This window comes from Methylomarinum sp. Ch1-1 (assembly GCF_030717995.2).
Taxonomy (GTDB): Bacteria; Pseudomonadota; Gammaproteobacteria; order Methylococcales; family Methylomonadaceae; genus Methylomarinum; species Methylomarinum roseum.
In genome coordinates this window covers 2,715,737-2,736,448 of the sequence record NZ_CP157743.1, presented here as the reverse complement: position 1 = coordinate 2,736,448, position 20,712 = coordinate 2,715,737, and the positions used below count along the sequence as shown (strand labels likewise).

Below are 20,712 nucleotides of genomic sequence, written 5' to 3'. Positions count from 1 at the left end.
TCTTATTACAGTAATTGAAATAATATGACTAACCCGATCTATCTCGACTATGCTGCGACCACTCCTATAGCTCCAGAAGTCGTTGACAGCATGTTGCCATACTTAAGCAACACGGCACTCTTCGGCAACCCATCGTCGCTTCATAGTTTTGGCGAAAAAAGCGGGGACGCAGTTGAATACGCCCGTAAAACAATTGCCGAATATTTGCACTGCAAAGCGAAAGAATTAATTTTTACATCCGGCGCAACGGAATCCAACAATCTTGCCATCAAAGGCATTGCATCCGCTTATCGTAACCAAGGCAAACACATAATCACCTCGGCCATTGAACATAAAGCGGTTTTAGATACTTGCAAATACCTCGAAACACAAGGCTTTGAAGTGACTTATCTACGCCCTAACAACAAGGGCCTGATTGTACTGGATGACATCCTAAATGCGATCACCGGAGAGACGATTCTCGTCTCAATCATGCAGGTCAATAATGAAACTGGCGTGATACAACCTATTGGAGAAATTGCCCAAGCGCTTAAAGATAAGCCATTATTTTTCCACGTCGATGCCGCACAAAGCGCAGGGAAAATAGCGATTGATTTATCGACCACACCAATCGACCTAATGTCGATTTCGGCGCATAAATTTTACGGCCCAAAAGGCATCGGCGGCTTATATATTAGCAAACGTAAAAAACCCCACTTGCAACCGATAGTGCATGGCGGCGGACAAGAACATGGATTGCGTCCCGGAACACTCCCTACCCATCAAATAGTTGGAATGGCAACCGCTTTTCAACTCGCCCAGAAAAACTTATCCAAAGATTTCGAGCATTGTCGACAATTGAAGCGATCGTTGTTAGACATATTGCTGCAAGTTGAAGGCGTCACCCTCAATGGAGGACAGGAACATGCCTTGCCTAATATCATCAATCTCAGTTTTGACCAAGTCGGCTCTGACTCCCTCATCATTGCTCTAAGGGACAGCCTAGCGATATCTTCCGGTTCCGCCTGTAATAGCGGCGCCATAGAAGCTTCGCATGTACTACGGGCGATGGGTATAGAAGGCGATAGGCTATACGGCGCTATTCGTATAAGCTTAGGACGTTATACGACCGAAGCGGAAATTAAGAAGGCGGGACACGCTATTGCAGAGGAAATCAGGCGTTTACGAGAACTTGCACTGACATAAAATAACAAATAAGCAGTCATTAAAAATATACTGAAGTTTCCCAGTTTTTTTGGGGGGGGTATCCTGACTTGTAGGGGTCTTTTTTAATGGATTTGCCATGTTTCACGCAAACCCTGTTTAAAAATAATGTCGCTCTGCACATTGGCTTACGATAACAACCCGAACTTTACCCGCTTGCAGCACGAACTAGGCCTGCCGTTTAAGCCTCACGAAGCCTTCAAAAAGCAGGACTTGGATACCCAGCAACAACTGTACCGAGCTATCTGTGAGTGCATTTGGCATCACGATTTAAGTAACGCCTAAAACGGTTGTCATCGGTGAGATCAATGTTCGTAGTTACGGAGAGGAAGCGGGATAGCTTATATTTTGGGCCGCCTGCAGGCCAGGCCCGGCAATAGGTTGTTTTAGGTTTATTTTTGACAAAAAAGTCAATATTATTAGCTTATTTTGGTTTTATAGTGTTTTATATGCTATATTTTGACATAATTTGTCAAAATATACTTTTCAGGAGAATCTCAATGTTAATTGAGATGACTGTAGCGAACTTTCGTTCGTTCAGCGGCACACAAACCTTTAGCCTGGTAAAAGGCAAAGGAGACGAATTGGCCGCATCGAATACCTTTAAGGTATCTGCGGCCAATGAGTTTGAGCTGCTGCGCTCGACCGCCATTTATGGCCCCAATGCCAGCGGCAAGTCCAATTTTTTGCGAGCACTGCAAACGATGAAGCGCATTGTGCTCGAATCGGCTGCCAGCCAGCAGCGAGGGGATCTTCTTCCGGTAACGCCTTTTCGGCTTTCATCGGATACTTGTCAGGCTCCCAGTGAATTTGAAGTGACGTTTGTGGTAAACGGTGTGCGCTACCAATATGGTTTTTCCGCCACGCCTGAGCAGATTCATGAAGAGTGGCTGTTAGCTTTCCCAAAAGGTCGAGCGCAACGCTGGTTTACCCGTGTCTGGGTAGAAGAGAAAACCCGTTTTGAATGGGAACTGGGTAACAGCCTGTCGGGTGAAAAGCAGCTCTGGCTAAAATCCACACGCGACAATGCGTTGTTTCTTTCAACGGCTGTGCAATTGAACAGTGAGTCGCTACAACCTGTCTTTGACTGGTTTAAGAGTACGCTGCGCTTGGCTAACGTGGGAGGATGGGGACCATCGTTTAGTGCGTCTTTGTGTGAAAATGAAGAAAAATCCAAAGTAATGGCGTTTCTGAACGCTGCGGACATTCACATTGACGACATCCTGGTCGAAACGAAATCCTTTAACCCTGACGATCTACCCGATGATATGCCGGATGCTTTGCGGGCTGTGGTTGTCGGAGAAATGAAAGGCAAAAAAACGCTTGAGATCAAAACGGTTCATAAAGGTAGCGATGGGAAGCCGGTGACCTTCGCTTTTGATGATGAGTCAGACGGCACTCGGAAACTTTTTTCATTTGCTGGCCCTTGGATTGACGCGCTCGAACATGGTTATGTGTTGTTTATTGACGAGCTGCATGACAATTTACATCCCAAATTGGTTCGTTTTTTAGTGGAGCTATTCCACAATCCGGAGACAAACCCCAAAAATGCGCAACTGGTTTTCACCACGCACGAAACTTCTATTTTAAACCAGGAGGTTTTTCGTCGAGATCAGATTTGGTTTTGTGAAAAAAATAAAGCACAGGCTACAGAAATTTACCCGTTAACGGATTTCAGCCCACGAAAAGGCCGTGAAAACCTTGAGCTGGCCTATCTTTCGGGGCGATATGGGGCATTACCGTTTGTGAAAAAGATACGACCAATGGGTTGAGAGGCATCGCATGGGATCGGACGATTTATTTCATAAACGCAAAGCGAAGAACGCCAAGAGCCTGCAAAGAAGACGCCCCCGCCGAGAGACCTATGAAAAAATATTGATTGTATGCGAAGGCGAGAAAACAGAGCCCAATTATTTTGAAGAGGCGAGAGAATATTACTGCCTTAATACGGTTAACGTGGAAGTGCGTGGTGATTGTGGCTCTGACCCGAAGAGTATCATCAACTTCGCTAAACAGCGCTTTAGAGAAGAAAAAGACGCCGGTGATCCTTTCGACAAAATATACTGTGTTTTTGATAAGGACGGACACGCCACCTACGCACGCGCATTAGATACTCTAGCCTCTGCTGCTCCTAAAGATACGTATTTTGCCATAAACTCAGTGCCTTGCTTTGAATATTGGTTACTGTTGCACTTTATCTATTCAACCCGCCCTTATACTGGCTTATCGGGTAACAGCTCAGGCAACCAGGTTTTGACGGAACTAAAGAACTACATCCCAGATTACGAGAAAGGTCGGCGTACACTATTTTCCGATCTTATCGGCCAATTGGATCAGGCAAAGAAGTTTGCTGAGCGAGCCTTGCGAGAAAGCGAACGCAACCAAACAGACAACCCCAGTACTCGCGTGCATGAGCTGGTTCAGGTTTTACAAGATTTAAAGGATTAATAACGCACATGGCCGCCCATCACGAAGTGCATCTTGAATCTTACGTCGTCAAAAAGCTGGTTGAGAACGACTGGGTGGAAGGCCATAACAGCCATTATGACCCGGTACGGGCATGTACCCGGAAGACGTGGTGAGCTAAATTAAAGCCTCGCAGCCGCAAACCTGGGATAAGCTGACCCGGCTAAATGGTGGCGATGCGGAAAAAGCAATGCTGGATCGGTTAGACAAGGCACTCTCGGCCAAAATCGGTGGCGCCATGAAAGTACTGCGTCAGGGGGGTTAATAGCAACATGTCGTACACAGCTAAAACAGAAACATCAGTATATTGAATTTGAACCTGTCTTTTGAAACTTGGTAACTGCTCGCCCCACTTATCGAACGCGGCAGGGCATGTAGGGTGGATAAGCCTGAAGGGCGCATCCACCAAAGATGCCGACCCGGTGGATGCGCTCCGCTTATCCACCCTACGAATGGGGGTGAGTAGTTCCGAAACTTGTTTCCTAACAATTTAACCTCTTGCAAATCAATCAGTTAACCCCGTGAACGCTTACGGTTTGATATGGCTGGATGACGAACGCAACAGCAGTATCAGAACAATATTCTGCACGTGGTGCGGCAACTGAAGTATTGCCCGACACGGGAATGGGCGATTAATTTGGGCTTGTTTATTAATGGCCTGTAGTAATACGTGGAAACAGAATGCAACGCTCATTCAACCAGGTTTTAATCGATACAACTAAATGATAGGCAAAATGGCGACTAACATAAAAAATTGCATTAACTACTCCGGTTTGTAACTTAAAAATTCGATCATATCCTCATTCTGCACCCGGCTATAAATTTCGACCACCGGCAAGGTGAGATCGATCGACTCGAAGGTGATGTCATCGCCCAAAAAATAGTGCCTGGGCAACCAGGATTCATTCCTTCGAATCACCTGAATATCGACATAATCCTGCTCGATCAAAACATACTCTTGCAAAGAAGGAATATTGATATAAGACAGCAGTTTTATCGTCTCATCGGTCTTGCGCGTGGCCTTGGACAGCACTTCGACAATAATGACGGGGGATTCCGTGTAATAAGGCTCAGACTCATCGAAATCACAATCGACGATCACATCAGGATAGAAAAAGTTTGAACCGACTTTAACCTTCATATCCGAACCGAATGGTTCGCACGGAGATCCATCCAAATGATTACCAAATTGTCGGTAAATATTCCCGGTAATCCGCTCATGATTGGCGCTGGCTCCGGCCATAGCATAGACACAACCGTCGATCAACTCATGTTTTACGTCGCTGATTAACTCGCCTTGTAGATAGTCTTCTATGCTAACCCAATCTTTGTTTTTTGGTTTTAACATATTCCAATTCTCCAGAAATACAGAACAATTAAGTACATTAATTTATTAATCCAGCACGCAATATTCAATTTAATTAACTATTTTTTCAATATTGACATATGGCTTGAACTCATGTGGATTCAATTCAGCTAATTGCTCGCGTACCCTTTGCCTGAGCTCTATTGCTGGATTTAATACATATTCTTCATAGTCCGAATGCTCCGGATTAAGAAGTAATAGCTTTGATAAGGCAGAAGCTAGTCTAGTAACAGCTTTAACATCCCGGCTATCGCCTTTTAAATTAGGTACATCACCATAAGGGAACTCGACGTGACTGACTATACGTAATTGATGGAGATACTGTCCAAATACATCGGCCTTAATACCATAACCTTGAGCAGCTGATTCCGTGGTAAATCTAGGAATTTTCCATCCTGGAATAATGCCATGGAAGCGATCAAGTAACGCATCGTCATGAAACATTTCCGGCAAATTTTTAATGTAATCTGGTTGGCGAGGTAGACCATCATATAAATCAATATTGGCTAAAATAATCAATCCACATTCGCTGGTGATTTTTTCCCTTCCAATGCTGTATTGCCCCGATTCCAAATAATCTTTAAATTTCGCATGAATATCGTCAGCACCTTTGAAATTAATTGACTGCCCCTCATCTAACACTAAAAGGTCATACTTTCCTAATAAACCAACTTCCTTAGTGCTCAAGTTCATAAATAACTGTGCTTGAGAAAGAGCTCCACCGCTATTCAACCAAGCATACCTACTTAAATTCGAATAAATAAAAGACTTACCGGTTCCTTTCGGCGCCAACTCCATCATATTCAAATTGTTTTGCACTAATGGCAATAACCGTAACAAAACATAGTCTTGCTGTTCTTCTGTATAAGCACTCGGCTCATAGCCCATCGTCCTCATTAGCAAACAGATCCACTCGCGTGTGGTAAAATCCTGCCTGGAATTAATGAGCTGATCTAACCGAACTATTCCAGACTGCATAGGATGAAACTCTACTAGCTCAATGACCTTATTCTTTCCTTCCGGCCGTATCGATAATCTTCCAGCGCCCCATTGCCCTCCCTCTAGTAAAGTTTGATTTTTTTCCAAAACCTCATGAGCCACATGAGCATTTCGTTCATCTAGACACGGAATCGTTAGCAGTTTTCTATCTTTATTGATATCAATCCGAGCCTCAAAACGGTCCAGCAATACGACGGATTCGTTCAACTGCAAGCGATATTTTATTTTTTCTTTTTCTGTTTTCGCCGGTAAGTGATTACTCATAAAACTGGTAATGTCCCTATAAACATCTCCATCAGTTTTACCAGGCTGTTGAAACCGAGAAACTAACCATTCTTCAACAAAAGTAGGAATTGTACGTTGCTCACGTATTTTTAACTTTCTGACTAAAGCTTTATCAATCGTTAATTCGCTAAAAGTCTCACTAATTTTGTAATCTAATTGTTCTTTATTCATTAGTTGAACATATCCTCAAAGCCTTGAGTCGTAGCATCTTTTTCAATCAATGATTCAGGAAAAACGCAGGAGAATTGCTTAGTATTAATCTCATGAGCTCCGTCTCGATCATATTTCAGATGAATCGTTATATCCGTTAAGCCAATTTGCTCAGAAGAAGATGAAAAATCCAAAAACAATCGCTGATACGAACTAACATCTAAAGCCATTATTGACTCCTCCCCGTTCAAAGGCGATTCAAGTTTTATTTCTACATTTTTTACTGCAACACTAGCAAATAACTCCACACTAAGTCTCCATGTCTTATCACCTAGACGCTGACACTTATTGTTCAACACCGTCAATTCTAACGGCGTTGTTATTGCCTCAGGTTGACGAGAGGTTAATGTTACAAAAGGAACTAAAACTTCTTCCGGCGTTAACCCTCCATGTGTTAAACCGGCGCTATCATTCAAACCAACCCGCGCTGTCGGCACTAGATATCCATAATTCGTGTCTTGCTGAATAAATTCAAAGCCCTCAATATCATCATTAGGCATATTTTTCCTCTTAAAAACACGCTCTTTCACCTCACCTAATACCTCTCCTTGATAATTAGCTTGAACAACCGTCATACCATGGTCAGCTGTAATTAGAAATGCGACCTCTCGATTCATATAGCAAGCATCTTTCTTCCAATTATCGATGGATGCCATCACCTGCTTCAAAATTGGCGCAACATCTTTTCTATGTTTTGAAAAATCAACACAATCATGGAGGCGCTCATCAATTCTGTTCTCAAAAAACACAACAAGATTAGTCTCTTCTACTATGTGCTCTGACGCAGATGATTTCCAACTTTTTATAACTTTAAGTGAATTTTCCTTTGGTAAATAAGCCTGATAGCTCTGTCTGATTGCAGATTCCTGGTCGCTAGGTAATTGGCTTGAGGGCTTCCCTGTCACAATAGCCATTTTCCCTACCTCGGTTAAAGTAGGTAAAGGAGCAAACAAGATTTCGCTTTTCAAATCTAAATGCTCGATTTGTTTCGCGCTTTCCAACAATAAATCCTGATTTAATGCAGATAACGCATCTACCACACAAACAACTACTAAATAACCTTGTTGCAGAAAACTTTCTACTCTCTTAGAAAATTGCCTCCAGTCAGCACCTGAACGAGTTACACGTGCTGACTGTTTAACCAGCCATTTACTAAAACTTACATTTAAAGTTTCGTTAAGCGCTTGCTTATGTAAAAACTGCTGCCGAACAAGTTCAAAATAACGCTCACTCCAACGTAATACATCATCCGTCGTCGCATCGTTCGATAACGGTGAAAGTAATGTTAAATCGACTTGTTTTTTAAAAGCCTCGGCTAATTGGCAAGCTTTTTTAGAATTAAAACACTCCAGTTGCTCTACAAGTTCCGTCGAAATTAATATTCCATTTCTTTTAATTAATTCGACTAATTTATTTAAAAGTGTTGGCCAAGGAGCAATAATTACATCCGAAACATCACTAGGCTTTGCTTGCTTTTTTTCAACCTTCCTAGCAAGCTCTTCCAATGCCGAGATACATTTAGAAGGAAGTTCTCTAGCATCTTCCTCCATTAATTCCAATAGGGGAGCACTTAACAATATTGAGGGTAAAGATTTAGGCGGCAATGATATATGTAAATGCAATTCAGCAAACTTTCTCCTCAATAAATCCTGATGTTGCTCATAGGCTAATAAATCTAAAAAAGCATCTATAGATGGATTACCTACAATTTTCTCTAGAAAAGCCGTTGCTAATTCTTCTGAAAAATCAAAGGAAAAACGAAAATGTTCATAAAAACGTTCTTTAACTTCAGAAACTGCTAACAACTTCCAAAATGCGTTATCTTGCTTTATTAAAGCGTTGGTAAAGTCCAGATAGTCTTTCGCTAATAGATCTCTACCACAGGTCAAAATAATGTTATCAAGCAACGTAGAACCTAAAACTTGACCTTCATGACGACTCAGCAAATTTAACTGAATAATCATTTCATTGCTTAACCAGTCAGGTAATACCTCATTAACTTGATCACGATAAACTAAGCGAGGTAACAAGCGCAGGGTAGGTAATACGTTATCTAAACCTTCAAAATCCTTAAAACGTTCATATAAAGCCTGACTTTTAAAACGCACTCTTAACAACTCCTCGTCACAATCCTTTAGATGTTGAGTAATCGTTTGTCGAAGCTTATCGATTGCCAAAAAATTATTGTCCGCGACAATCGCTTGTTCCGAGTCAATCCCGAAGGTATCAATCACTAATAAAACAGTCATAGGACTATTTCCTATAATCCTCTAGGAGACGTTCTAATATTTCAATCATATTTTCTTTAGGCAAACCAGATTTCTTTACAATATGTCTGACCGAATCCATAGTTTCTTGAAATGACGACGGCTCGCTAACTCCACCTGGCAATGGGTTTGTCCCCGGGAAAGAATTTGGATTCTGAACTGGCTGTGGATCTGGTTCAATAGGCCGGTGCGGTTGCCTAGCCTGCTCGAATGACGTTTCAATTGCATTTATACAACGACCAATATCCAAGTCTGAGCTATCATCAAAGCGTTTGTGGAGCAGTTTATAAATAACTTCTTTAGGATCAACATCTTCTGCTTGACTCGCCCGCTCCAGTAGCATAACTAACTCGTTAGCTTGTCTTGTTCCGATGTGACGCAAACGATTAATAATTGATTCTCGTTCGTCCGGTTTATCCGGAAAATGCTTAAACCAAGATTTTTTTATTTCTAAGAGGTTTTCATTTTCAACTTTTAAAAAATCATCGAACAAGTCCTTAATAGCGATTATTACCTTTGTGACATCCTGATCCGGCAGATGATTTTTCACACCTAATAAATCGATTAAGAAATCGGCCAAGTCCTGGTCGCTTTGTCCTTTTGTATTAACATACTTAACCAACTCTTGCGTTTTTAAATCTAGCTTGTTGGAATTTCGTACGCCCTCCGGCTTGTTATTGATAAACTCCCTTAGCTTTGAGGCGCAGCACGCCGCATATTCCTCTGATGATTGACCTTCTAATTGTTCAAGCTTTAAACATTCACCAGTTCGAAACAACATAGCGGATTGCTTCCGACTAAACTCAAACAGCCTAACTGTTAATTTATTGTCCTTAGTAAATGCTTCAACTAAGTTTTTCGAAAAATTTGATTCCTTACTACATCCCCACCGCAGACGCTTCACTTCATGGCGAATGGCAACCGCGGAAAACAACGGTAAAGTACAAGCAGGCAATCCATAGGGTTCAGCTACTAATTTATTTCTTAACTCACCAACCTGATAAGGGTTTTCTCGCTTTCTTAAAAAGGTATCATGCAGTAATTTCAACAAATCCTTTATGTTTCCTTCAGTTTCCTCAACCAATTTAATATCCCATCCATTGGAACGTTGAATAAACAATTGATTTGCGCCAAGAATGCCATCCGTTAAGGCAGCAGGCTCGCTAGTCTCTTTTTTCTCACCTAACAAATCGGTTTGATAATCCGGGTTCTCATCAAACTTAAGAATGCGTTCGACCAGCTTTACCACTTTAGCACTGCCTGAATATTTCTCATCGCGTAATATATTCATATTCATGGCCCTTATTGGTACTTCTTGTGAATATAACGCATTGACGTCGGTATAAAGCAATTCTTTAAAACCATGCCAACTATTGCACGACAAAGGTTCGACCGAACCAGCCTGATACACTTGGCATTTAGCCGTCTCCAAGCCCGAACGCCCATAAAGGTTTTGTAGAATTTTCTTAATGGCCTGGCGGTTACTTTCCCATTTTGCCTCTAACTGCCGACGCAAGTCTTCCGATAAAGCGGAGCCTTGTTTTAGTTGTTCATTAATCGCGAGATAACGACAGAAAAGATCATTGAGATTGAGCGTTGTATCATTATCGACTACGGTTTCTGTTTCTATGCCTTGAACAGGAATCCAAAAATATATATTGCGCTTGGCCATTTCTTGAATTCTGGCTTTCGCGATTTGGACCTCATGTTGAGATTTTGCCAATACCAGAAAAACGCGGGCTGATAATAAATCAGTCTTAAATTTTAACTGCTCATGACTAAAAGGAGGAGTTAATAGACTAACAGAGTAAGAGCGGATAATACCGCAGGAAGATGGATCTAAATCATGCACACCTAGTACGGGTAAAATATCTTCTTGTAATACAGGGTAATTTTCCAATAGATATTGATAACTACGCCCGGAAAACTGACTTGTATTTTTTTCAATCAATTTATCAATATCAACGCCGCCCTCTCCAGCTAAAGTCCAAAAATGGGTTACGTTATTTTTCCAAATTAAACCAGCACCTTTTAGCCATGCCAAATTTTGATTCAATGGCTCTGATGTAGGCGTATTAGGAAAAGCATCATAAAGCGCGCAGGCCAACAATTCATCGCTAGCTTTAAAGTTCTCTCCCAATAATTGCGCTAAAAGCAGGACATTTAAGATATCCTTTCTTGCCTGATTTTCCGCAGGCGTTTCGCCATTAACTTGGTTGATTGCCTGTTCATATCTGCGCCAATCGCTCCCCGCCACCTTTTTCAAGTTTTCAGCATAATAATTAAGCAATTTAGGCAAACGCACTAACTCCTTTTGCCATAGTTTCGAGTCTTCCAACTCGGCATTTAAAATTTCTCCAGCATTATCACGAAAAAACGTCAATGCGGTACGATTGGCTTGTGCCAATTTAGATAAGTTAAATAAACCAACGGCCATAACCGGGTGCATCGGATAAACATCTTCAAAGACTTGCTCTAAATGTTCACTCAATGGCTGAAACAAAGGTAACCGTTGACATACCTGTAATAATTGAGTCTTGGACGATTGCTCCTCACTCAGCAACTGACGCCCTTGTGCTGACCAGGTTTTCTGCATGCCCAATAAATGATAACCATCCTTTTCAGAAGCATTTAGTTCAATTCTAAATGGCTTATTAAGTCGTCCTGAAATTTTTTCTAAGCCTTCCTTAACTACCTCAGAAGCATGAGTTCTATCGCCATACTCCTGAAAAGAAACATGGGTAACGCCTACAAAAAAAGTATGCCCACTATCCGGTTCACAAACGGTTTCGACAAATTTTTGTAATGAAATTATTTCTTGGCCAGCATTACGAGCCGGATTGCCTATTAGGTCTTCAAGAGCATTACCGAACTCATCCCATAACACCACTATCCCGCCATAATGGTATTTTTCCGCCAGATTCTTACCAGCCTCAAAATAAGCCTCGATATAATTTTTACCGCCGGATTGAGAAATATCAAAGGGTTGACCAAAACAAACGGCTTTATGCCATTGTAAAAAAACATCTAGCGCCGAAGGTTGATGATTTTTTAATGATTCGAGTAAATCCTCCGTCGCCAAAAAATCACTTTGCTCCAAATTCCATTGCGACAAATCAGCATTTTCGAATGCTGAATTTTCAGTAATCATTTCTTCAAAACGTTTAACGCAAACTTCATACTCAGTTGATGGCAATATTTCCTTTATGTCGAGTTTTCGTTCTCGCTGCAACGCATCGTATAATCCCTCCATTAGCTTAGCCCCTAATGAGGTGGTTCCGGAGGCGTAAAGCGAAACAAGCAAATAAGGTCTGGCTTCAGCATCGTTCTGCGGCAAGAAAGTATTTTTTAACTTCTCGGCCAACTGCTTATTGCCTGCCTGCTCTAAACGGGTCATAAGCTGCGTAAAACCAGGCGTCTTTGCACCGTCTCGAAGTAACTGAGCCAACACAACGGCTAAATGGCTTTTTCCCGACCCATAACTGCCATATAAATTGATAGCTCGTTGTTCAGATGTCGCTGAAGGTAAAACTGCCTGGCAAAAATGTTCAAAGACCTGAATAGATGCCTGTGTTGGGGTGTACTGAGCAACTAAGGCATTGTCGGAAACGCCTTGTTCAAGAACGATAGCCGCACTGGTATGTTCTGGATTAATTTGGATTACATCATGCAAATTCATTCTTATTCCTTGTCTAAATCGTAGCTCTAACCGATCAATTCATCCGCCACCATATAAAATATGGGGTGAACGGAGAAGCACAAACTGAACTTAATCTGTTGGCATTAATATTTATTAATTTTTATTATTCCGCTCGCGCTGGACGCCATAGGCGAATATTTAAACCCTCTAGCGATAAGGATTTAAAATAATTATTATTAATTGATTGAAATTCATGGCTTTCCGCGAACACCAAAATGACATTTGTTTGGCCATGCCACATCCCCACTGTTGACCAAAACGCTTGCTTTTCTAATAAAGGCCAATGACTTAACCACTGTTCTGGCTGGTGGATAATGACACCCTCTTGTTTGACCCGAGAAATAGAATCCAGAAAGCTTTTTCGACTAATCAAAGATTCGGGCGCTCCTTGTTTAGACGGATTTTTCCAGACCGCATACCCTGGTAATAGGCTTCTTAATGTCTGCGAGATATCATCTAAATCGGCAAGATTTTTACTAGATAAAGCAATATTCTGGTAACGAAGATTTGATTTTAGATGGAATTGGGTGAGTACCGACTTCAGGCTAGTGTGCAAAAAATTCAAATCCATTATTTTTCCTTACATCCAGGTATCTTCGCCATTTTGCAATAACAACAAAATGGTTTTATTCGGATCACAAGCATCCTTAAACGTAACGGAATCTAAATCCACCGCATGATCGAAGCTAAAAAACGCCTGCCATTCATGCATTTGACTCATACGTTGATAATGTTTGCGTAGTTGATCTTTAGAACAACACAAAAAGTTCGGTAAACCTGTATTCGCTAATGTCGAAAAATCGACGCTCTCGCGGCTTTTAAAATGAGTAAAACGACACAAGGCCAACGCATGAATCAATATCTCATCGGTCAATCTCGGTGATCCAAGCCGCACAGACAAACCAGAATCCTGAAGCCCTTTACGTATTTCAATTAAACCTAGTTCAGCTAGAGGATTATCTGTCTGAAACATTTTTTTTACGCCCTCTAGATTTGAGTTTATGCTTTGTTCAGCAGCGTCTTCAATAGATGAGTAAAGTCGTTCAGTAAATTGTTTCCATGTAACCCAATCTTTAGTTAAGGAGTCCAGCTTAAGAAAGAATTGAATATAAGGCTCTCCTCTGTCTGAAAAACAGAGAGACAAATGTATACCCCACCATGTTGAAGATTTAAGTAGCTTAGGATCATTCTTGGAAATTGACATTCCAAAATCAGTTAAGCCATATTTTCCTTTGTCCGTTATTCTTGATGCTAACATCCAGTTATTTATTGCTTTAATAACTGCAGAACCCGCTATGAAGCATTTCATTGCTTCTCTTTGATTTCTTTGCGAAAAAATATCAGGTTTTATTTGAACTATTTCAATACCTTTACTTAACCACCACCGAGAAATAGCAAACTTTTGAGTACCAATTAATGCCACAGTTTTTTTACTCCTTGTATATTTCACATGATTAACTTCACCAGTTACTTTCAAGTATTCCTTTATATGATTATGTAAATTCAAAGAAATATATTCATGCAACAAGTAATCTATTATCTTTAATATTTTATTATTATCTAACTTGAGTTCATTGTAGACATCAACAGCAAAACCACCAGAAATATTTTTTTCAAATAGTTCCTTTTTGTGCAAGTGTCCAACACTTGTGCGACTTAAATTTTTGCTATCCTCTACTTCCCATATATCATCATTTTCTAACTTACCGAATGGATAATGAGAGTTTTGATATCTTCCTTCTAAATTGAACTTAAAAAAGAAGCCTCTGAATTCATTATCTAATTGTGAAAATGGAATAAATCTATTATGTTGCTTATAACAATGACTCAGTGCTATAAGCAACATAACAGGCTTATGAATACTAGTAACCCCATCTTCTTTATAAGCCCTTATGTTTTCAAATTTTTGAAGAATATCCATATAATCCCTATAGCATACAAATCAAACATCCATCATTATCGTCATCATCTGAATCTAAAACTGCATCAACTAAACCTTTTGAGCGTTTAGTTTTTTCATTATCTTTAGCAAACTTTTCTTTGATTTCATCTTTTCTTGCTAATAACTCATCTAGCGACTCACCTTGAGTCCAGGTGTATCTTTTTCCTGTTTTCTCATCATACTTTTCATATCGTTTAGCGTCTTCGAATAAATCTGGATGATTCTCATACAAACCAATCCATTCTATTTTCCTCTGATAAAAACAAAAGTGGCATCCAGAACGCTTACGCCAATCATAGTATTTAGGCAGCCCTAAACCAGAATCTTCAAGCAGCTTGATAATGTCATCTTTAACTAAACCATCTTCCTTAAAAGGAAATACTGCTTTGATATTCGGTTTAGTGGAAATATAGCCTTCTCGCTGAGGCTCATCTGCGCGAATACCAACGTAACTTATAACTTCGTCATCACCGACAAAATCTTCAAAGGGTTTGAGCTTTAAATTAATCGTGCACCAGCGCTGTTGTGCTGACGGCAAGTAGTTATTGTGCAATTTAAAGTAGTAATCGAACTTTCGTCCTCCATTTAGGCGAATTACTTCTTTACCCAAATAATCTTCCATTAAATCGATAAACTCTAAAGTCTCGGGTAATTCGGCACCGGTATCAGTGAAATAATATTCCATCTCCGGAACCTTATCTTTTAAATAGATAGCAAGTGCCGCACTATCCTTGCCCCCGGACAAACCAAGCAAATGTCTTACTTTTTTCTGTTCACTCATAACTGTTTATATTTTAGGGTTAATAAAAGAGCTGTTATTACGCTGCCCTAACTTTAGTGAATATCTAATAATTGCGCTTTTAAGTGTTGAAGAAGTTGTGGTGACAAATACATATTATGGAGTTCCGTCAATTGCCTTATTTTTTCCCAAGTTTGTTCGGCATTCAAAGATCCTCGCTTTTCCATTAGCAATAACATGCCTATCGTTCCAATCACGTTAATTCCAAGACTTTGCGCTTTACGCCGTGCCAACAAATCATCCAACACAACAAAATCGGCGGCTAATTCTTGGGTGAGCACAATGGCTTCGAGTTCGCCTTGATGCAATCGCCCTAGTGCCCCCCGCACATAAGCTGCACCTATCTCTGAAAGCCTACAAGGCTTTATCAAAACCGGTAACTTATATTCATTCAATTCATCAACAACGCCCTGTGGTACAAAGACCTCATTAACACAGTCGGCTAACAAATGAAGACAGGCTATTTTGCTGAGAAAAATAACCTGGGCTGGTATTCAGTACAATTTTCACGGTTTAAGATAGTTCTCGCACCGTTTGAATATCTTCCAGCACACTCTCATCCGCTACAATATAGCCTTGATTAAAGTGTTCCATTAAGCGTGATTTAAAAGCCTCAAAATCCAGCCCAGCCAGATGTGCAGCACTCGCAAAGCTGATTTTTCTCGCATGATATAAGCTTGCTGCTAAAAAAAATTGCGCAGCATCATTACCTAGCGGTTGTAATACATCGTCAAATTCGGATTGCAATTGTATGTGCATTTTCTTTTCCTAAAACTATTGGCTGAATTTTCACCCAATATTAGTCAAAATTATCCACCCCAGAGACTATTCGTTTTTCTCTAACAATTCACTCATTAATCTCGCAAGAATGGCATGCTTTAAGGATTTGTCCGCTTTATCCAACTTCAGTTCCGCTATCCTAGCATCCGCTTGTTTTTTCAGCTCGTCGGTTAGATAAGCAACCTGGCTATATTCACCCTGCTCACTAACAACCCGAATCAAGGTCGCTTGATTGCCAACATCGGCTTTCAGTTGTTCAGCGTGGACGACTGCTAATTCTTTTAACCGTTCACTGAGTTCGCGGAGCCTATAATCGGCTTCAGTGATATTGTTTTGTTTCCATTTCTCCGGTGGCGCTTTGCCTAAAAAGGCGGCTATCGATTCCAGCCAACCTTGATCGCTATCTTTGTCGTTCTGCAAGCGAAGAATGAACGCCTTTAAACCTAAACCATCTACAGTGTATTTTTCCAAACCCGCATATCGTTGATTGAGCGTATTTCTTATATGCCCAATATTATCTTGTTCACCTAACTCGAAGGCTTGGCAGAGTTGCTGTTTAAATTGCGCCAGCAAATTTTGATAGGCCTTATTCAGTATATTGAGGTTCTCGACCAACACATTGAGAAAGTCGTTGGGGTTGCTGCCGTTAAAATGTTGTTCGTCGGTATAGGCGGGAAAACCACACGCCTCCGGCAACTCCTTGAATAATAATTGCATCGGGCTTTGGGTGTTGCGAAACGCATCACGCACCGCCAAAGCTTTCGGATCCAAGTTGCGGGTTGCCAAGGTATAAGGCGGCAATTGATGGATAAATTTTGCCAGCGGTTTGACGATATCCAGCAAAGTGCTATTTTCCGGCGATTTACCGACCAGTTTTTCCAGATATTGATTAAACAAGTCAGCCCGAATACCGCTGAAGTCGAAAGCTTCAACAGAAAATAAGTCAGGACGCTTCAGTAAAATTTCAAAGTGTTCCTGAGTAACATGTGGGCAAAAAACGCCACTTTCATATAAGGCGAGAGAGCGCTGTTTTGACAGGTAATAGGCGATAAACAGCACGGGGAGGACGCCCTGTTTAACCCCATAAGGTGGCTTACTAAGGAGTTCATAGATCGCCGCTAACGCTTTCGGACGTGTATCGCTTTTTAAATAATCAGTAATCCCTTGCCACACATGGAACAATTGGTAATCGTTATCGCGCGACGGCTCAACAATCTGCCAATAACCATTGTTATTGACATGGATGCCTGTTTCTTTAAGAACCGCTCGATATATCGATTTTTCCGGTGGATATTTTGTCGGATCAAAAGCTAAGTCTTCCTGATGTGAATGGGTTAATAACGCCGCCACCAGTTTATTTCTAGCCGAGTTCGCTTGCGCCGAAGTCTTGTTACGATTGACTAATTCGTTCTTAATTATCGGCGTTTTCGCATAAATAGACTGCAAAATTTCAGAAAGCTGGTGTTGCAATGCTTTTTTATTGGCAATATCCAGTCTGTCAGCACGCCAAAACCACCGATTTTGCTCCGGTTGATCCAATATTTGACTTAATAAAAACTCCTCCGTTTGCCTAGCAGCAACTAATCTGTCCTTCAATTCTCGTTGCGCGACTGGATCTGACTTTATTTCCGGGCTTTCGATTTGAATTCTTTCCAAGGCCAGTACTTCAACGACGGCGCTTAATAACTGTGTGACATTTTCACACAACGCAAATATTGTCAGTTCATTGGCTATTTTCGTGAGCTCATGAAATGCATTGAGTGCGTCCGAATCTTCCGCCAGAAAAAACACAATCTGCGGTGTATCATCTTTTTCAGCCTGTTTTAATCCTGCATCTGACGACGCATAAACGGGTTGAAAATAGCGCAATGTACCGGTTGTAATTGAATATCTTCTCGCCACGATCGGTAACAGAGTCTTACGCTTATTTAACACCTCGGCTAAATCAATCCGACCTAATTGTTGCGAGAATTCATTCACTTGTGCATCCAAATCAAAATCGCTGCCTTCCCAGATGCGATATTCGGAGCTGAATTTGCGATAAGTGACGATCGACTTATCCTGTAAGGCTTTAAGATCGGCACTGACTTGATCTGAATTGGGGAAGCACAGTTCCAATAATTCCTCACTGGCTTTTAATCCGCCTTGCGCGCCGATTATATTGAATAAACCGATGGTTTTAAGCAGCTGGGTCTCGCTTTCCTTGGCATCTCCGAGCCGTTCAATGGCAATCAACACTTCCGTCCAGCGCCGATGAGTCGCATGATCGGATGTCATGGTTGGTTGATTGTGAATAAAGTATTCAAATATTTCCCAAGGCTGAACCCAGTCGCCAACCTTACGCAGACGTGTTAATCCATCTTGAAAGCCATAATGCTCCTGGCTGCCCAAGTAGCTAAACAGCGTACGTTCATTCTGCGCAACTTTTTGGCACAGTACCGGCAAAATTAAAGCTGCAACCGGATGCAACGGATAACATTTTTCCAGGAGTTCCTCGGCAATGGCCGGGGACAAGGATACGGGTAAGGCATGCTGTTTGCTCAGAACCGAGGTAATTTTTTGGGTCTGTTGCCGTATCGCAATTCGCTGGGATTCCGTTACCTTCGACTTGAATGCGGCGGAAACTACTCGCAGCGTTTGTTCGGCAGATTCCAGAAAAGGCATGCTTTCAAAGCGTCCCTGTACTTTTACCCATTCGTTACGTAGCGTTTCACCTAAGCCCTTTGAATATTGCTCAAAAGCCTGATGCATCAGCACGACGAGCAACACATTGGCTTCACCGCCTTTATAGGCATATTCGGCTAATGCTTGCAGTAAATAAATGTCGTTCGCGCCCTGATGGCGTGCTTCGTATTCGAGAAACTTGCCTAACTCATCTATGACAATTAGAACGCCTCTACCCTGCACATTAAGAACGGCTTGTTTTAATTTACCCAACAAGGCAAGGATTTCACTGACTGTGGCGCCGTCCTGCGCCGCAATTTCCAATTCTTTGATGATGCCTGGTTTTTTGCCTTGTTTTTCTTGCCAGTATGTTTCCGCCGCACTATGCATGGCTTTCAGCAAACGCCTGCTCAACGATTCTGCGCTACCGGTTAATAACACAGTGCAGTATGCATTTGACTGTTGGGTATGAACAATAAACCTTTGTGCTAATTTAGAATTGTGTTTTGTTAATAACTCTTCCGCCGATACGCTTGTTATATAATTTGGGTCTTCTAACAAATGCGTCAAGAAAATTGCAAACGAAGATTTCCCCGAACCATAAGGGCCAATTAACGACCATGCTCTTGGTATGGATTGTTCATTAAACGTATCTGCAATTTTATCCAACATCACCATCGCTTTTGACGTTGGGATATAGGCGTTTAGAATTGAGTTTGAATCGATATCCCTTTCAAGATTGATTGATCGCGTATAGTGTGTATCGACTTGTACAAATGCTTCCATTATGCGTAAATTCCTTCCCTACTTTCATAGTGATGGCGTAAAAAACTTAACGACTCGACGTCATCTTTGTCGCGAAATAACTGATTAATCCCCGCTGTTTCATTGATATTGAAAATTCCAGGATATCGTTTAATTAAGTCTTCCAACTTAGAAAGTAATTCACCTTCAGTTAAGCGAAAGGCGCTGCCAATGGCAATTCCGTGTTTTTCACCATACATTAAATCGGCAATAGGCAGTGAGGAGACTTTCCGCTGATTAAAAACTTCATTCACTGCGAAACCGATCACATCTAAGGGTAAATTCTGGCGACGTTCCGGACGAGATATGTAATGTTGCGTCGTACCTCCTAGGGATATTAACCGTAAAGAAACCAACGGAACATCTAAGACATCTTCCAGATCCAGTTTAGCCATTGATCTTGTTTGACTATACATCCTCAATATGAGGTTTATTTCATGTTTGACGGTTCTTTCCGAATGTTTTCCGGTCAAATTTTGATTCACAAATTCGACCAGCGCATTTGCCGCTTCATCGACAGTAAATTCCGATTTGTGAAAACAATTGAAAAACCAGAACCAGGCTGTTGCCAATTCGGCGTTTGAACAAACCAGCCAATGGATTAACCAAAGTGTCGCTTCGTCTTCAAGATAGGGGTCCCATCCATGTTCCGAAAAAATCGCTTTTCCGATTTCTGTTGTTTGTAGCCCTTCCGGTTTGGTCTCCAATATTTGTGTTGCGCGTAACCAATAACGAATCGAATTCACCATGTTTTTTCCGACACCCAGCCTGACAGTAGCTTCATCGGAAGTAAAAATTTTGTTATCGTGTTGAAACGCTTGAAATCCTTTTGTCAGCCAGCTATAGCGAAGGGAAAAAGTTTCGTGACGTCCAAAAGCGGCCTTATTGGGAATGAGAGGTCTGATTAGGCTGTCCATATTAATTTGAAAATTCAATTTTATAAGCTGGCAGCATTCTACACAGTTAATCGGTAAATATAAAATCAACAGGTCCATTCAAGCTCGGTGTTCAGCATGTTTGTCTCAACGTAATTATTCAGCGTAGTTTTATCAAAGGGAGTAGGTTATTGATTTACCGGGCTGTCTGCAACAGGACGTTGCAGTCTGAGCTTACAGGGATGTATTCACGCGTCCCGAGAAATCAATGACCTACTGCCTAAGCCCTGAAAGATACTGAATAGTTACGTTTCAACAAACTTTATTAACATCAGTGATCTGAAAAACGCCA

15 protein-coding genes are annotated in these 20,712 nt (G+C 41.3%); 4 read left to right on the top strand and 11 right to left on the bottom strand.

All coding sequences use genetic code 11. The annotated features are described in order from the left end of the window. The first annotated feature begins 24 nt into the window (after positions 1 to 24). The 4 genes from Q9L42_RS12650 (at position 25) to Q9L42_RS12635 (ending at position 3,651) form a co-directional block, all read left to right on the top strand. Complete coding sequence (locus Q9L42_RS12650) at positions 25 to 1,185, top strand: cysteine desulfurase family protein (protein WP_305908035.1); 1,161 nt, start codon at positions 25 to 27, stop codon at positions 1,183 to 1,185. Between the two features lie 126 nt (positions 1,186 to 1,311). Next, complete coding sequence (locus Q9L42_RS12645) at positions 1,312 to 1,488, top strand: hypothetical protein (protein ID WP_305908036.1); 177 nt, start codon at positions 1,312 to 1,314, stop codon at positions 1,486 to 1,488. 215 nt (positions 1,489 to 1,703) lie between these two features. Then, positions 1,704 to 2,975: an AAA family ATPase gene (locus Q9L42_RS12640; RefSeq protein ID WP_305908037.1), complete on the top strand. Its 1,272-nt coding sequence runs from the start codon at positions 1,704 to 1,706 to the stop codon at positions 2,973 to 2,975. A 10-nt stretch (positions 2,976 to 2,985) separates the two neighbouring features. Then, the gene (locus Q9L42_RS12635) at positions 2,986 to 3,651 is read left to right on the top strand and encodes an RloB family protein (protein WP_305908038.1); all 666 of its coding nucleotides are present in this window, start codon (positions 2,986 to 2,988) and stop codon (positions 3,649 to 3,651) included. Between the two features lie 781 nt (positions 3,652 to 4,432). Here the strand turns inward: Q9L42_RS12635 and Q9L42_RS12630 are convergent. From Q9L42_RS12630 to Q9L42_RS12580, 11 genes are all read right to left on the bottom strand, one after another. After that, a complete protein-coding gene (locus Q9L42_RS12630) occupies positions 4,433 to 5,017 on the bottom strand; it encodes a Uma2 family endonuclease (RefSeq protein WP_305908039.1) in 585 nt (194 codons plus the stop codon). 69 nt (positions 5,018 to 5,086) lie between these two features. Further along, a complete protein-coding gene (gene brxL, locus Q9L42_RS12625; protein WP_305908040.1) occupies positions 5,087 to 6,490 on the bottom strand; it encodes a BREX system Lon protease-like protein BrxL in 1,404 nt (467 codons plus the stop codon). Then, entirely contained in the window at positions 6,490 to 8,778 is a 2,289-nt protein-coding gene (locus Q9L42_RS12620) for a hypothetical protein (RefSeq protein ID WP_349431174.1), read from the bottom strand. The genes brxL and Q9L42_RS12620 overlap by 1 nt, the downstream gene beginning before the upstream one ends. 4 nt (positions 8,779 to 8,782) lie before the next feature. Then, the gene (locus Q9L42_RS12615) at positions 8,783 to 12,475 is read right to left on the bottom strand and encodes a hypothetical protein (protein ID WP_305908043.1); all 3,693 of its coding nucleotides are present in this window, start codon (positions 12,473 to 12,475) and stop codon (positions 8,783 to 8,785) included. A 124-nt stretch (positions 12,476 to 12,599) separates the two neighbouring features. Further along, complete coding sequence (locus Q9L42_RS12610) at positions 12,600 to 13,067, bottom strand: hypothetical protein (RefSeq protein ID WP_349431173.1); 468 nt, start codon at positions 13,065 to 13,067, stop codon at positions 12,600 to 12,602. Between the two features lie 9 nt (positions 13,068 to 13,076). Beyond that, positions 13,077 to 14,417, bottom strand: a complete 1,341-nt coding sequence (locus Q9L42_RS12605) for a DUF4007 family protein (protein ID WP_349431172.1) — start codon at positions 14,415 to 14,417, stop codon at positions 13,077 to 13,079. Positions 14,418 to 14,424: 7 nt separating this feature from the next. Then, positions 14,425 to 15,219: a phosphoadenosine phosphosulfate reductase family protein gene (locus Q9L42_RS12600; RefSeq protein WP_305908047.1), complete on the bottom strand. Its 795-nt coding sequence runs from the start codon at positions 15,217 to 15,219 to the stop codon at positions 14,425 to 14,427. A 53-nt stretch (positions 15,220 to 15,272) separates the two neighbouring features. Further along, positions 15,273 to 15,686 (bottom strand): DUF3368 domain-containing protein, encoded by a 414-nt coding sequence (locus tag Q9L42_RS12595; protein WP_349431171.1) that lies wholly within the window; start codon positions 15,684 to 15,686, stop codon positions 15,273 to 15,275. Between the two features lie 64 nt (positions 15,687 to 15,750). After that, complete coding sequence (locus Q9L42_RS12590) at positions 15,751 to 15,996, bottom strand: hypothetical protein (RefSeq protein ID WP_349431170.1); 246 nt, start codon at positions 15,994 to 15,996, stop codon at positions 15,751 to 15,753. 66 nt (positions 15,997 to 16,062) lie between these two features. Then, the gene (locus tag Q9L42_RS12585; protein WP_305908049.1) at positions 16,063 to 19,467 is read right to left on the bottom strand and encodes a DUF6079 family protein; all 3,405 of its coding nucleotides are present in this window, start codon (positions 19,465 to 19,467) and stop codon (positions 16,063 to 16,065) included. Then, a complete protein-coding gene (locus Q9L42_RS12580; RefSeq protein WP_349431169.1) occupies positions 19,467 to 20,402 on the bottom strand; it encodes a DUF4007 family protein in 936 nt (311 codons plus the stop codon). The genes Q9L42_RS12585 and Q9L42_RS12580 overlap by 1 nt, the downstream gene beginning before the upstream one ends. Positions 20,403 to 20,712: the final 310 nt, after the last annotated feature.